This is a genomic window from Roseiflexus castenholzii DSM 13941 (assembly GCF_000017805.1).
Lineage (GTDB): Bacteria > Chloroflexota > Chloroflexia > Chloroflexales > Roseiflexaceae > Roseiflexus > Roseiflexus castenholzii.
Genome location: NC_009767.1, coordinates 768,188 through 783,068 on the forward strand (window position 1 = coordinate 768,188; position 14,881 = coordinate 783,068).

12 protein-coding genes are annotated in these 14,881 nt (G+C 60.9%); 6 read left to right on the top strand and 6 right to left on the bottom strand.

The genetic code is table 11. The features are described from left to right. Window positions 1-90: 90 nt before the first annotated feature. The 4 genes from RCAS_RS23145 (at window position 91) to RCAS_RS02990 (ending at window position 6,026) form a co-directional block, all read left to right on the top strand. The gene (locus tag RCAS_RS23145; protein WP_012119137.1) at window positions 91-1,653 is read left to right on the top strand and encodes a serine/threonine-protein kinase; all 1,563 of its coding nucleotides are present in this window, start codon (window positions 91-93) and stop codon (window positions 1,651-1,653) included. Window positions 1,654-1,662: 9 nt separating this feature from the next. After that, on the top strand, window positions 1,663-2,994 hold the full coding sequence (locus RCAS_RS02980) for an FtsW/RodA/SpoVE family cell cycle protein (RefSeq protein ID WP_012119138.1): 1,332 nt from the start codon (window positions 1,663-1,665) through the stop codon (window positions 2,992-2,994). Window positions 2,995-3,333: 339 nt separating this feature from the next. Next, window positions 3,334-5,070: a peptidoglycan D,D-transpeptidase FtsI family protein gene (locus RCAS_RS02985; RefSeq protein ID WP_012119139.1), complete on the top strand. Its 1,737-nt coding sequence runs from the start codon at window positions 3,334-3,336 to the stop codon at window positions 5,068-5,070. Next, window positions 5,067-6,026, top strand: coding sequence for a tetratricopeptide repeat protein (locus RCAS_RS02990; RefSeq protein ID WP_012119140.1), 960 nt, complete (start codon window positions 5,067-5,069; stop codon window positions 6,024-6,026). The genes RCAS_RS02985 and RCAS_RS02990 overlap by 4 nt, the downstream gene beginning before the upstream one ends. A 199-nt stretch (window positions 6,027-6,225) precedes the next feature. Here RCAS_RS02990 and RCAS_RS02995 read toward each other — a convergent pair whose 3' ends face one another. Continuing rightward, window positions 6,226-7,512, bottom strand: coding sequence for a citrate synthase (locus RCAS_RS02995; protein WP_012119141.1), 1,287 nt, complete (start codon window positions 7,510-7,512; stop codon window positions 6,226-6,228). Between the two features lie 878 nt (window positions 7,513-8,390). Further along, window positions 8,391-8,636 carry a hypothetical protein gene (locus RCAS_RS03000; RefSeq protein ID WP_012119142.1) on the bottom strand — a complete coding sequence of 82 codons (246 nt, stop codon included), beginning with the start codon at window positions 8,634-8,636 and terminating at the stop codon, window positions 8,391-8,393. Between the two features lie 235 nt (window positions 8,637-8,871). Between RCAS_RS03000 and RCAS_RS03005 the strand changes: the two genes are divergently transcribed. Both RCAS_RS03005 and RCAS_RS03010 read left to right on the top strand, forming a co-directional pair. Further along, window positions 8,872-10,011: an acyl-CoA dehydrogenase gene (locus RCAS_RS03005; RefSeq protein ID WP_012119143.1), complete on the top strand. Its 1,140-nt coding sequence runs from the start codon at window positions 8,872-8,874 to the stop codon at window positions 10,009-10,011. A gap of 8 nt (window positions 10,012-10,019) precedes the next feature. Further along, on the top strand, window positions 10,020-10,637 hold the full coding sequence (locus RCAS_RS03010; RefSeq protein WP_157042525.1) for a hypothetical protein: 618 nt from the start codon (window positions 10,020-10,022) through the stop codon (window positions 10,635-10,637). Window positions 10,638-11,099: 462 nt separating this feature from the next. Here the strand turns inward: RCAS_RS03010 and phoU are convergent, their stop codons facing one another. The 4 genes from phoU to pstC are packed head-to-tail and all read right to left on the bottom strand — an operon-like array spanning window position 11,100 to window position 14,813. Further along, on the bottom strand, window positions 11,100-11,744 hold the full coding sequence (phoU, locus tag RCAS_RS03015) for a phosphate signaling complex protein PhoU (protein ID WP_012119145.1): 645 nt from the start codon (window positions 11,742-11,744) through the stop codon (window positions 11,100-11,102). Window positions 11,745-11,770: 26 nt separating this feature from the next. After that, the gene (gene pstB, locus RCAS_RS03020; RefSeq protein WP_012119146.1) at window positions 11,771-12,589 is read right to left on the bottom strand and encodes a phosphate ABC transporter ATP-binding protein PstB; all 819 of its coding nucleotides are present in this window, start codon (window positions 12,587-12,589) and stop codon (window positions 11,771-11,773) included. After that, window positions 12,589-13,848: a phosphate ABC transporter permease PstA gene (gene pstA / locus RCAS_RS03025; protein WP_012119147.1), complete on the bottom strand. Its 1,260-nt coding sequence runs from the start codon at window positions 13,846-13,848 to the stop codon at window positions 12,589-12,591. Before pstA ends, pstB begins: the two co-directional genes overlap by 1 nt. Continuing rightward, window positions 13,845-14,813 carry a phosphate ABC transporter permease subunit PstC gene (gene pstC / locus RCAS_RS03030; protein ID WP_232280146.1) on the bottom strand — a complete coding sequence of 323 codons (969 nt, stop codon included), beginning with the start codon at window positions 14,811-14,813 and terminating at the stop codon, window positions 13,845-13,847. The genes pstA and pstC overlap by 4 nt, the downstream gene beginning before the upstream one ends. Window positions 14,814-14,881: the final 68 nt, after the last annotated feature.

Here is a 14,881-nt window from a genome sequence, read left to right on the forward strand (position 1 = left end):
GAGAGCATCGAAATTGTAACAGAAAAGAGTATATATTTCGTTCTTTTCAATGGTACACTCAGATCGAGCAATCTATGAACCGTGTGACGTATGAGTGCAACCACACCGTTGATCGGCGCAACCATTGGCAACTACGAAATTCAGGCGCTGATCGGCAGCGGCGGGATGGCAACCGTCTACCGCGGCTTCGATCACAACCTGGGGCGTGCCGTGGCGATCAAAATCCTCTCGGAAGAGGCGCGCGCTCATCCCGGCTTTGTTGACCGTTTCCGCCAGGAAGCGCGCATCATTGCCAATCTGCGCCACCCCAATATTGTCCAGGTCTACGATTTTGGCGTCCACAACGGGATGCCGTACATGGTCCAGGAATTGTTGCCCGGACCGACGCTCGAACAGCGAATCACGGATGCCGTGTGCAATGGTCGTCCACTGTCGCTCGACGAAATCGTTGCGATCACTCGCCAGCTTGCCGCTGCGCTCGATGCCGCCCATGCCGCAGGGGTCATCCACCGCGACGTAAAGCCCGCTAATGCGATGTGGAATGCGCTTGGGTCGCTGGTGTTGACCGACTTCGGCATTGCGCGCAATATGCTGGCGTCGGGCAACCAGACGCAGGTGGGGATGGTGGTGGGAACGCCGGGGTATCTTTCGCCCGAACAGGCGCAGGGGCTGCCGGTGACGCCTGCCAGCGACATCTATAGCCTGGGAGTAGTTGTTTTCGAGATGCTCGCCGGTCGTCTTCCGTTCAATGGCGATACGCCTATGAGCATCGCCATTCAGCATATTCAGACGCCGCCGCCGCCGTTGCGCACGCTGCGCTCCGATATTCCTCCGGCTATCGAGGCTGTGGTGCTGCGCGCGCTCGCTAAGGACCCGGCAGCGCGGTTCGAGCGGGCGGAGCAGTTTGCCGCAGCGCTGGAGCGCGCGTGTCTGACCAGTACGCCAGGCGTCGCGGCAACCGCCATTCATCAGCAGGCGACGGCTATCTGGCAATCAGGAGGAGCAGCGGTGAAACCTGCGTCTCCGTCCATCCCCGCTGCCGCGTCTGCACCACCTGTCGTGGAAACGCGCGCGTCGCCGAAGCAAGAGCGACGTTTCTCCTTGTTGCCGTTGCTTGGCGGCGCTTTTGCGCTGTTGCTATTGGTCGGGGCATTTCTGGCGATGCGCGGCAGCGGGTCAACGGCAGGTCAGATCGGTGACGCCGCGCCGACGGCTCCGCTTGCGACAGTTGCGCCGACCGCTGCAAGCGCCGCTACGCCGGCGCCCGAAGTCGCCATTCCGCCGCCTGATACACCTGTTGCGCCGACTACCGCTCCACCGCCGACTCCTATCCCGCCTGCCACGCCCGTGTCGCCTCCTGCTCCGCCGGTTGCCACCGGGAGTGCGCTCGCCGACTTGCGCTCGCTGCTGACATCAGTAGCATCTGAGGGGCGCTCCAGACGAGATGCGCAGAAATGGCTCCGAACCCTGGAGGAGTTCGAGCGCGAGATCGGTAGAGGCGAGGCTCGCAAGGCGCAAGATAAATTGCGCGAACTCCAGCGTGAGTTGACGCAAGCGGAAAAGGCTGGCAAACTATCGGCGGAGGCTTCCGGTCAGGCGTTGCAATACATACAGACGATTGCAAATGCCTATGGAATCGACCTTGGACGATAGACGATCACTATGGCGACGATAGCCCGTCTGCGTGTGCGCCTTGGCGGTCGCACACTCGAATTCGAACTTCTGATCACCGCTTTTCTCTTTATTGCTATCTGCCTGGCAGCGTTGATCGCCGGCGCCGGTGGGCGCGTGCGCTGGGTCGATCTGACGATCATCGGCGCCTTTGCCGGTTTGTTCCTCACGATCAGCCTGGCGCTCGCGCTGCGCGATTGGGGTGAGGATCAGATGGTGTTGCCGATTGCGGCGTTGCTGGCAGGCGTCGGCATGCTCATGGCGCGTCGTCTCGAACCGGATCTCGTGCAACGCTACGGCGAGGTGTACAGCGGCATTGCGCTTAAACAGGTAATCTGGATCTTTGGCGGCGCCCTCCTCCTCGCGCTGGTGAGTTTCGTCCCCTGGCGCTTGCAGTGGCTCAAGCACTACCGCTATACCTGGCTCCTGCTGGGGCTTGTACTCGTCGGTGCAACGGCAGTCTTCGGCGTCGAGCGCAACGGTGCGCGCCTCTGGCTTAGCCTGGGGTTCTTTCAACTGCAACCGGTAGAGATGCTGAAGGTGCTGCTGGTGATCTACCTGGCTACCTACCTCGATGACCACCGCGAATTGATCGGGCGCGGCGTCTATTGGCTGGGTCCGCTGAAATTGCCGCCGCTGCCGTACCTGGCGCCGATCGTGATGATGTGGGGGGCGACGATTGGGTTGATCATTGTGCAGAAAGACCTTGGCGCTGCATTGCTCTTCTTTGTCATCTTCCTGGCGATGCTGTATGTCGTCAGCGGGCGGGCGCGCTATGCCGCCGTCGGATTGTTCGCATTCGCGCTGGGCGCCGCAGCGCTTTACCCCCTTTTCGGTCACGTGCGGGTGCGCCTGAATGCCTGGCTCGATCCATGGTCCGATCCGTTCGGCATCGGGTTTCAGATGGTGCGGGCGTTGCACGCGCTGGCAGCCGGCGGTTGGGTGGGCACAGGCATCGGCGCCGGCGATCCCACGACCGTTCCCGAAAGCCATACCGACTTCGTCTTTGTGGCAATCGGCGAGGAGTTGGGGCTGGCGGGCACGCTGGCGCTGACGGTGTGCTACGCGCTCTTTGCGCTCAGGGGGTATCTGATCGCCATACACGCCCGTGACGGGTTTCAGCAGTTGCTTGCTACCGGTTTGACGACCGCGATTGCGGCGCAGGCGTTCATCATCATGGCAGGGACGACGCATCTCATTCCGCTCACCGGCATCACCCTGCCGTTCATCAGTTACGGCGGCTCGTCGACGTTGATCAACTTTGCGATGGTCGGGCTGCTGCTGCGAGTTTCGGCGTCGCGGAAACCGCCACAGACGTTGTGATGGGTGTTGAACGTTTTCACACAAGTCGCCATCCGCGTCCTATTCCATCCAGCACACGGATTGGCACGGGTTGGGGCACACGGATCGGCACGGATACGACGGATCGGCACGGGTTGGGGCACACGGATCGGCACGGATACGACGGATCGGCACGGATTAAGAAATCATCCGTGGACATCCGTACCATCCGCGTCTATCCGCGTCCTATTCGCAACGACCGGTGGACATCCGTCCCATCCGCGTCTATCCGTGTCCTATTCCATCCAGCGCGCGGATGGGGCGCGCCGTTGTTCTCAGTTCTCGGTTCTCCTGACCATGCATCGTTGACAGGAAACCCACATGACTGATCGGCTTCGAGCACGGATCGACTGGTTTGCCGGCGCGCTTGGGGTTCTTATCCTGGGCAGCGGATTGTTCATTGCCAGCGTCATGCAGTGGCGATTGCACCTGCTCGCCGGTCTGTGGCTGCTCTCGCTCCCGGCGCGGCGTCTCATCGGGCGCTACAGAGCCACAGCGGATCGGAGCCTGCGCGGCTTGATGGTGATGGCAGTGTTGGGGTTTGCGGCCATTGGGCTGCAACTGGCGCGCAACCAGGCGACGCAATCGGAGGCGACGCTGCGCGCCGTGGCATCGCTGGCGCAACCGGTTGCTTCCGAACCATCGCAGCCGATCTTCCCCGAAACTGACCCTGCCGAACGCACGTCGTTGGGGAGCGGACGCGCCTTTCCTGTTGTCATCAACGCTGGCATGCGCGGACGCATCGTGGACCGCAACGGCGTCGTGCTGGCAGAAACCGTCGATGGTCGGCGCACCTATCCGAACCCTGCGCTTGGGCATCTGATCGGCTTTCAGAGCCGCCTCTACGGAACCACCGGGCTGGAAGCGCGCTTCGATGCCCAACTCTCCGGCGTGGCAACTCTGTCGCCAACCGCCATTCTCGAAGCGCGCCTGCTGGGATCGCCGGTCGAACAGGTTCCTGCCGACCTGACCCTCACGCTAGACAGTCGCTTGCAGGCGGCGGCGCAACAGGCGCTCGGCGAGCGAGCGGGAGCCGTGGTGCTCCTCGATGTGCCGACCGGCGCGATCCTGGCGATGGTGACGTACCCGCGCTTCGATCCCAATCAACTCGTGCTGCCCGAACCGGTGACGCAGGCGGATGTGGACCGGGTGCAGGCGGCATGGGCAGAACTGAACGCGCGTGCCGATGCGCCGCTGCTCAACCGTGCCACGCAGGGGCGCTACCCTCCCGGATCGGTGATCAAAACGCTGACTGCCGCCGCCGCGCTCGATAGCGGGGTCTTGGCAGATCCATCGGCGCCCGTCACCTGCCCGAATCTGTTGCCGACCGAAGCCGGCGCACCGCCGGTGCGCAACGCGGTTGATAACCTGTTCCGTCGCACCGGCGACCCCTCCGATCTGGTGCGCGTCTATGCTTTCTCATGTAACACCGCCTTTGCGCAGGTGGGATTGTCGCTTGGCGCAGACCGCTTCCTCGAGTATGCGCGCCGTTTCGGATTGCAGACGGCTGATACCCGCTCAGGACCTGCCGATCTGCGCGACATTCCGGCAGAAATCGGCACGATTGCGAATGACGCATCATTTCTGCAACGTCCTGCGGCGTTGGCGGACACGGCATTCGGGCAGGGGCAGGCGCTGGTCACACCGCTCGATATGGCGCAGATGGCGGCGTCGATTGCCAACGACGGACGCCTGATGCGACCGTATCTGGTTGCCGAAGCGCGCGCCGGCGAGCGTGTCATCTATCAGGCGCAACCTGAAATGGTGCGGCAGGTAGTGTCGCCGGAGACCTCGCGGCGCATGCTCGACATGATGCGCATCTCCGTCGAAATCGGGTATGCGCAGCCGATTGCGCTGCCGGGGGTCAGCATCGGCGCGAAGACTGGCACTGCCGAGACGCCGCGCGGTGTGCCGCACTCCTGGATCGTCGCGGTGGCGCCGGTGGAACAACCGCAGTATGCGATTGCCGTCATTGTGGAATATGGCGGCGAAGGCAGCCGTTCAGCACTGCCGGTGGCGCGTCAGGTGTTGGCGGCGGCGTTGGGGGTGACGCCATGAAACAGCGGACAGGACGCTGTGTGGCATGCATCGCGTTGGTGATAGTCCTCGCAGCGTGTTCCGAACCACTGGTCGAACCGCGCGCGCCGCGCACGCCGACGGCGGTGATCGACCGCTACAACGCAATCGTGGCGACCGCCGAGGCGGGCGATGATCTGCTGATGCGCGCCAGAGCCTACTACGACCGAGGAAATATCTGGTTTGAGCAGCAGAACTACATCGAAGCCATCGCCGACTACGACCGGGCGCTTGCGCTCGACCCCTCGATGTCGCGCGCCTTTCACAACCGGGGGCTGGCATATGCGCTGTTGAAAGAATATGATGCCGCACTGCGCGATTATGCCCAGGCGATCCATCTCGACCCAGCCTACCGTCGCGCCTACGAGAATCGGGTGCGGTTGCTGGAGGAACTCACTGCGAGTACGCCGGACGAAACATTACTCCAGCAACTCGCCGACGATTACGGCAGCCTGGCGCGACTGATCCCGGAAGCCGAGGCGCCCTATCGGTATCGGCAAGGGCTGATCCTGGTGCGGCTGAACGACCGCACTGCGGCGCGCGAGGCGTTCGACGCTGCTATTCGCGCCCGACCGCAGCATGTCGATGCGCTCTACGAACGCGCGCTGCTGCACTACGCTGTCGGTGATCTCAACGCAGCCCTCGCCGACCTCGATACCGCGCTGCGCCTGAGTCCGCGCGCCGCCAACGCCTATTACGCGCGTGGCTTGATCCGCCATACGCAGGGTGATCCCCGCAGCGCCATCGCCGATTTCGGGCAGGCGCTGCTGCTTCGGCCAGACTACCCCGAAGCGCTGATCGCCCGCGCGGCGACCTACGCGGAGCAGGGAAACATCACTGCTGCGCGAGCGGACCTTAAGCGTCTCGACGAACTACAACTCGATCCGGCGCTCCAGCCGGCGCGCGAGGCGCTGCGCATTCGCATCAATGCGCCTTAATCCGGTTTTTCAGATCAAAGGAATGACGGCAGTATAGGGACGCCCCTGCACAGGCATTCCACGAATGAGGAGGCAAACCGGGGCGAATGTCCAGGACTGCCTCCTCCAGATTCACAAGAGGATTGACGCCGCAGTATCGATCTTTATAAGCGACCAGGAGCGCGCCTCGCATCACGACAACGGTGGCGGACAATTGCTCCTATCGCTGATCGACCGGCACATAATCGCGCCGCGCATGCCCCAAATAAATCTGGCGTGGGCGCGTAATCTTCTGCTCCGGATCGTCGAGCATTTCGAGCCACTGCGCCAGCCATCCCGACGCGCGTGGAATAGCGAACAGGAACGGGAAGTACTCGATCGGGAAACGCAACGCCTGATAGATCAGCCCGCTGTAGAAATCCACATTCGGGTACAGTTTCCGTGAGATAAAATACTCGTCCTCCAGCGCCACGCGCTCGAGTTCCATGGCAATATCGAGAAGCGGATTCGCCGCCGTTGCCGCAAACACCTCGTGGGCGATCTGGCGGATGATCTTGGCGCGCGGATCGTAGTTCTTGTACACCCGATGCCCGAACCCCATCAGGCGCGTCTCACCCTTCTTCACTCGCTCGATAAACGCCGGCACATTCTTGGGATGCCCGATCTGTTGCAGCATGCGCAACACCGCCTCGTTCGCACCGCCGTGAAGCGGACCGTACAGCGCCGCCGCCGCCGCCGACAACGCGCTGTAAGGGTCGGCGTGGCTCGAACCAACGCTGCGCATCACCGAGGTGGAACAGTTCTGCTCATGGTCGGCGTGCAGAATGAAGAGCACATCGAGCGCCTTCGCCAGCACCGGATTGACCTCATAATCCCGCTGATTCATGTAGTCCATCATGTAGAGCAGATTGGCAGTGTAGCTGAGCGAGCTGTCGGGCAGGTTGAAGGGCCGCCCGATGCGGTGGCGGTAGGCAAAAGCGGCGATGGTCGGAATCTGCCCAATAATGCGCCAGATCTGCTTCTCACGCACAGCCGGGTCGTGGATATTTTTCGCCTCAGGATAGAGCGTGGACATCGCGGCGACCGAGCTGATCAGAATACCCATAGGGTGCGCATCGTAACGGAACGCCTGGATCAGTTCGACCAGGCTGTTATGGAGGAACAGGTGGCGACTGATGCGATACTCCCACCATGCCAACCGCTCTTTCGACGGCAACTCGCCGTACAGCAACAGATACGCGACTTCCAGGTAGGAGCTCTGCTCAGCCAGCTGCTCGATAGGATAGCCACGATACTCCAAAATGCCCTTGTCGCCATCGATGTACGTGATCCGGCTGACGCACGCGGCGGTATTCATGAACGCCGGGTCGTAGGACATCAGCCCGAAATCGTCCGGATTCACCTTGATTTGACGCAGATCGGTGGCGCGGATGGCGTCGTGCTCGATAGGAATCTCGTAGGTCTTCCCCGTCCGGTTGTCGGTAATGGTCAGGGTGTTTTTTGTCATGGCGGTGCTCTTTCCTCATTGATTCGACCGGCGCTCTCATTCTTCGAGCCGGGGCCGGTCGTGAGCCAAACGGCGAGAAATCATGCTCGCCGACAACTCCCTGGCGCCTCGCCGCTGAGGTGGAGTTGTGCGTTTTGTGATCGGCTGTATTGTACCAAAAGTTGTTACATCTGGCACAGAGTCCGCCTGACTGAACAGTCTATCGGCGCTGTATCGAGATGGTCCGGCGCTGCTGGAATCTGATCCCGGGTTCCATTCCGATGCCTTCCATACATCCTGGCTCGATCTGGTAATACTGACCGTGATCGGGAAAAGGGGCGCGGGATGGAGGGAAGCCCCTGGCGAGCGCCCGTTCACGGGCAGACCGCGCGCATGCGCAGAGCGGGCATGCGTGGTGTTGGGATGCGTCGTTGTACCCTCACCCCCTGCTCCGTTCCCGCACACGGGAGCGGGGAGACCGGCATCGCGCGCGGGTCCATCCCCCGTGCCGGGGTGCGCACGGGGGAGCGGTCCGCCCTGAAGTCCCAATGAGGAAGGGCGTTCACCTGGTCATTGCGAGACCGGCGCAGCCGGTCGAAGCAATCGCCTTCGTCCCTTATCCCAACGAGTTCACGGGCAGACCGCGCGCATGCGCAGAGGGGGCATGCGTGGTGTTGGGATGCGTCGTTGTGCCCTCACCCCCTGCCCCGCTCCCGCACACGGGAGCGGGGAGACCGGCATCGCGCGCGGGTCCATCCCCCGTGCCGGGGTGCGCGCGGGGGAGCGGTTCGCCCTGAAACCCTTGGCGTGCGGAGGTCCGGGAGTGCGGCGCGGGATAAAAAAGACCACCGCACAGGCGCTCTACCTGTAGCGGTGGTCATCGACCAACACCCGGATAATCAGGCAACCAGTTCCTCTTCGAGCGCGTACTCACGGATGGCCGGCGCCTGCCGCGCGCGCCGGCGCGCCTTATATTCGACGACCGCCAGCAGTTCGTCCGGTGTGACGGACGCCTCAGCCGCAGCAATATCCAGTGGCATTGCGTTCGATGCGCTGATGTGGTACGAGCGTAGCACGCGGCGCGCCTCGGGCACGCGCTCGGCAACCTCGTTGACCGTCTGCTCGTCGTAGTTCTTGTGCTGCATGGAATCCTCCTTGTTCGCTGTACTCCACTTGCGGGGAGGGCGTCACCTGCGTCGCCGCTCCTGAGAGATGTCCGCATCCCTGCGGTTTCGTTGTTTTGAGTATAGCATACGGTATGGTTATTTTCAACAAGAAAACCCCCATCTTTATCGTATATTTTGCACAAATTCAAACTGGTGTGCGCGATGTGGTATGATGAATACACGACGCGGCACGTCACACAAAGGAGGCACGGGTATGGATTTCGCTCTCAGTGAGCAGCATGAGATGTTACGCCAGACGGTGCGCGCATTCGCCGAGCAGGAGGCGCGCCCCACCGCAGCGGCGCGTGATGAGGCGATGGAGTTTCCGGTTGATCTGGTGAAGAAAATGGGGCAGCTTGGCTTGATGGGTGTGGCAGTGAGCGAGCAGTATGGCGGCGCCGGGCTTGATTATGTATCGTATGCGATTGTGATCGAAGAATTGTCGCGGGTGGATGCCTCACTCGGCGTCATTGCATCGGTCAACAACTCTCTTGTGTGTTATGGCATTGAAACCTTCGGGACGGAAGACCAGAAACGCGAATTGCTGACACCGCTCGCCGAAGGACGGATGCTTGGCGCCTTCTCGCTCTCTGAACCCGGCGCCGGTTCGGATGCCGCTGCGCAGAAAACGACGGCAGCGCGCGATGGCGACTACTATGTGATTAATGGCATCAAAAACTGGGTGACGAATGGCGATTACGCCGACACGATCATTCTGATGGCCATGACCGATCCTGGCAAAGGTCATCGGGGAATCACAGCCTTCCTGGTCGATCCGCGCGAGCCGGGGTGCAGCATCGTGAAGGTCGAACACAAACTGGGCATCCGCAGCGCACACTCCTGCCAGATGGCGTATGATAATTATCGTCTGCCGGCGTGGCGACGGCTTGGCGAGGAGGGGCAGGGGTTCAAAATCGCTATGACCATCTTGAATGCCGGGCGGATCGGAATTGCGGCGCAGGCGGTCGGCATTGCGCAGGGCGCTTACGAAGCGGCGCTCGAATACGCCAAAATCCGTGAACAGTTTGGCAAGCCGATCATCGAAAATCAGGCAATCGGATTTACGCTGGCGGATATGGCGACGCGCATCAAGGCGGCGCGCCTGCTGACGTATGAAGCCGCCTGGCGCAAGGATCAGCATCTCGACTTCGTCAGCGCCGCGTCGATGGCGAAACTGTACGCTTCCGAAACCGCGATGTGGACGGCGACCAAGGCGGTGCAAGTGTTTGGCTCGAACGGCTACTCGAAGGAGTATCCGGTCGAACGCTACTTCCGCGACGCCAAAATCACCGAGATTTACGAAGGCACGAGCGAAATCCAGCGCCTGGTCATTGCCCGCGAGATTGCACGGTAGTGCAGCGTATGCGTTCTTTTGCCCGCCTGACCCGAATTGGCATGGTGTTGTGCGTCGTCATGGCGTGCGTGCTGAGCCTTCAGTTGATGGGGCTGGCGGCGGTCGATCAACCGCGCGGCTCGCAGTGGGCGGAGGCGCGCGCGCGTTGGAATGCGCAGGCGCCGGGTTCGTATCACATTGCTGTGCGGATCGAGGCGCTAGGAAATGTGTGCGTCCAGCGTCTCGAGGTGCGTGGTGCGTGGGTGCGCCGCGTCATCGAGAACACTTGCGATGCGTTCTGGGTCGATCCGCTCACGGTTGATGAATTATTTGCGCTTGCCAGCGACATTGAGAGTATCCCCGCCTCACGCTGTTCGCCATCGCCGCACGACTGCCCGTGCCACCGCGTCTTTACCCTGCGCCGCATTGAATACGATGCAGCGTATGGCTTTCCAGTCACTATTCTTGCGCGTTCTGAGGTGCAATTCCATCCTGCGGCGCGCGATTTCTGGGAGTATCTCTGGCAGAACCAACAGTTGCCAACGTGTCAACCGGCGCGGCGTCGTTTCACGGTGCAGGTGTTGTCGCTGACGCCGCTCGCGCCTGAAGACTCAACGCAGACATCGGCGATTGAAAAGGTGCAGTAAAGCGTCGTCACGATGGATCAGGAACGACGGCGCTATGCCCACTGCTCCTTGCCGCCGACCGACCGGGCGCCATCCACAGGACGTGCACGTCCGCACTGAGCGGATAAAGCTCCGCTGACGTGGAGCGCCGGTTCGGCGCACATCTCCGCACCGCAGCGAGAGCGCAGCAAAGCCCTTCGCGCGAGCAGTTCGACGGTTCAACGTCGGGCTGTGCGGCGTCGCAGGACACACCGATGTTGTGTTATTGCGACGTGTATTTCTTGGCAATTGAGACAACCAGTCGCGCAGCGTCGCAGGACACACCGATGTTGTGTTATACCAATCACCTGTGACCATCCGGCATAGTCACCCCGAGCAGCGCGAGGGGTCTTGCGCGACCCGCGCGATTCCTCGCTGCGCTCGGAATGACAAGTCGCTGCGCTCGGAATGACAAGCATGCGGCATCTTCAATCGTCATTGGTGTTACTCGTTGAGTGTTTCGTGTGTTGCAGTGGCAAGGTAGACAGTGCGCTCGGCGATGTTCGTCGCGCGGTCGGCGACCCGTTCGAGGGCACGGGTGATGTCGATGGCGGCGATGGCGGCATCGAACAATGAGGCGTCGTTGAGCGCCGCCTGACGGAGCGCAGCGATGATTGCACGCCGCCGTGCATCGATCTGGTCATCGAGTGCGGCGACCGATCGCGCGGCCACAACATCTTCCGCGAGGAAGGCGTCTATGCTGGCGGAGAGCATGTCTTCGGTCATTGCCCCCAACTCCAGCAGTTCCGCCGTCAGCAGCAGAGGATGCTGCTCGTCTCTGGAACGGCGCACCCGTTCCGCGACCTGTTTGGCGTAATCGCCGATGCGCTCAAGTTCTCCGGCAACCGTGAGCATTGCCAACACGCGACGCAGGTCGCGCAGGAGCGGTTGCCGCTGTGTGATGAAACGGGCGATGCGGTCTTCGACCGCCTGTTGCAGCGCATTAATATCGGGGTCGTCGTGAACAACGCGCTGCGCGCCGATAGCGTCGGAACGTCGGAGCGCCTGAAGGCTCTCGTGCAACGCATCTTTCACCCGACGCCCCATCGCATCGAGCGTGTGCCGCAGATAGTCGTAATCGTGCACCATCACCAGTTGTCCTACGCCCCCATGCCTTACCCGAAGCGCCCGCTGATATAATCTTCGGTGCGTTTATCGTTGGGTGAGGTGAAAATCTGTTCGGTTGAACCGTACTCGACGAGTTGCCCGGCGCGATCCGCGTCCATCAGGAAGAAGGCGGTGTAGTCCGACACCCGACTTGCCTGCTGCATGTTGTGGGTCACAATAATAATCGTATAGTTGCGCCGGAGTTCGAGCATCAACTCTTCGATCTTCAGGGTCGAAATCGGATCGAGCGCCGAGCAGGGTTCGTCCATCAGGATGACTTCGGGCTGCACTGCCAGCGCGCGCGCGATGCACAAGCGCTGCTGCTGCCCGCCGGAGAGCGCCGTGCCGGGCTGCTGCAGCTTGTCTTTGACTTCATCCCAGATCGCGGCGCCGCGCAACGCGCGCTCCACCAATTCGTCCGCCTGCGCTTTGGTGCCGCGCCAGCCATTGATACGCGGACCGAACATGATGTTGTCGTAGATGCTCTTGGGGAAGGGATTGGGTTTCTGAAACACCATGCCAACCCGCCGCCGCACCTCAACCGGGTCCACATCGGGGTCGTAAATATTTTTGCCGTGGAACAGGATGCGACCCTCAAGGCGCGAACCAGGGATCAGGTCATTCATCCGGTTAATGGCGCGCAGCACCGTGCTCTTGCCGCACCCCGACGGTCCGATAAACGCCGTAATTCGTTGGCGCTCAATCTGCAAGGTGACGTTCTTTACCGCGCGGAACGAGCCATAATAGATATGCGTATCGTGCAGTTCAACGGCATATTTGCCATTCGACTGCGCCGTGTTGATAGACGAACGTTCTGCGACTGCCATCAGTAACTCCTCTTGAAGCGGTTGCGCAGCAAGATCGCGGTTGCGTTGAGCAAAAGCAACGTGACGAGCAGCACAATGATCGCGGCGGCGGCAATACTGCGGAACTGCGCGCCCGGCTGCTGCGTCCAGTTGTAAATCTGGATCGGAATGACGGTAAACTTGTCGAAGACACTATCCGGGAAAAAGACGACGAATGTTGAAGCGCCAACAACGATCAACGGCGCCGTTTCACCCATAGCGCGCGACATGCTCAAAATCGTGCCGGTCAGAATGCCGGGGAGCGCGTTCGGCAACACATGGTGCCAGACCGTCTGCCACTTCGTTGCGCCAAGCCCATACGACGCCTGACGGATCGATTGCGGCACAGCACGGATCGCCTCGCGCGCATTGATAATCATAAGCGGCAGCACGAGCAGCGCCATCGTCAACCCGGCGGAAAGAATCGTGCGCCCGTTCGAGTCGGTTACCCCGAATGTTGCGCCGCTGGTCAACGCTTCGAGTGCGCGCACAAACACCGCCAGGCCAAGGATGCCGTAAATGATGGAGGGCACGCCTGCCAGATTGTTGATATTCGTCTCGATCAGGCGATAGTACCACGTGTCGCTGGCATACTCTTCCAGATACACGCCACCCAGGATGCCGATTGGAATGGCAAGAAGCATCGTGATCGCAATAACCCATAGCGAACCGAGAATGGCATTCCCGACACCCGCCAGAATGGGGGAACTGCTCATTGGTCGCGTAAGAAACTCGCGATTGATCCACGAATGAAACTCAAGTTCCGCCCGCGGGAACCGCTCCCGCACCGTCGCCTCAATCCGGTCGCGTTCGAGCAGCGACTCGGTCAGTTTGTAGGCAGCGACCACTTCGCGCCCGATCACGCGCTCCTCAATCAATTGGAGGACACTCTCTTTTGAGCGTTCACTGAACGGTTCATCGCGGTCAAAGCGACGGAAGAGACCGGGAGAGATATTGGCGCGCAGGATTTCGATCAGTTCTTCCTTCGACAACTCCTCAAGCGGACGATCCGACAGTTTTTCCGGGTCGATCTTTGTCTGCACCGCGATATAGCCAAACGAGTCATCAACAATCGTATAGAGCAGCGTCGCAAGCGCCAGCAGACCGATGATCAGCGATGAGAGAAAGAACGCCTGCCACACCTTGCCGCGCAGACGGCGCGCTGCGATGTTCCGATTAATATCGGCGCCTTCCGGCAGATAGCCCGTCGGACGGTTGCCGGGATTAACAGTCGTGCTCATTCGTAGACCTCCCGGAAACGCCGCACAACCCAACCGCTCAACAGGTTGAGCAGCAGCGTCATAAAGAAGAGCACCAGCGCAATGGCGAAGATGCTGGTGTACTGAATGCTGGCATAACTGATGTCGCCGCCGCTGATGCGGGCAATATGGCCGGTCATTGTTTCAGCCGCTTGTAACGGATTGAAGGTGAAGCGCGGACCGGCGCCGGCTGCCAATGCGACGATCATCGTCTCGCCGACAGCGCGCGACATAGCCACGATGACCGCCGCCAGAATGCCGGACAATGCCGCCGGAACCACCACACGCACCGATGTTTCGAGCCGCGTGGCGCCAAGCCCATACGATCCCTCGCGGAGTGAACGAGGCACGGCGCTCAATGCGTCCTCGCTCATCGAGGCGACCAATGGCAGAATCATGATCCCCATCGTTAAGCCGGCGGAGAGCATATTGTAAATCTCGACACGTTCTTTGCCAAGCAACCCTTGAAGAATAACCGGCGTTACGAAGGTCAGCGCAAAATAGCCGTAGACCACGGTCGGCACGCCTGCCAGCACTTCGAGGATCGGTTTGAGGTATCCACGCGCGGTCGGCGAAGCGTATTCGCTCAGATAGATCGCCGCTCCCAACCCCAACGGCACCGCGACAAGCAATGCGATAAAACTCGTCAGCAGCGTTGATGTCATCAGTGGCCAGATGCCGAAGCGTCCGGTTTCCGGTTGCCATGTTGTGGTGCCAAAGAACTCAGTCAAGTTCACTTCGGGTGAGCCAAAGAACATCCATGCTTCCTGAAACAGCACAATAACAATTGCAGTGGTGGTAAAAATCGAAAGCGCGCCGCAGATAAAGACAATGGTTTCGATGATATGCTCTCCGAATCGCCGTTTGCCACGCAGGTTGATCGCACTGCCGCCTACGGCGGCCGCGCGTTCGATACCGACACGCACTTCCTGTTCCATTGGGTTCATATCTCCTTAGCGGTGAGTCGAGTCTTTTGTGTGCCTGAATGGAGTATAGCACGACTCCATTCCGGTAC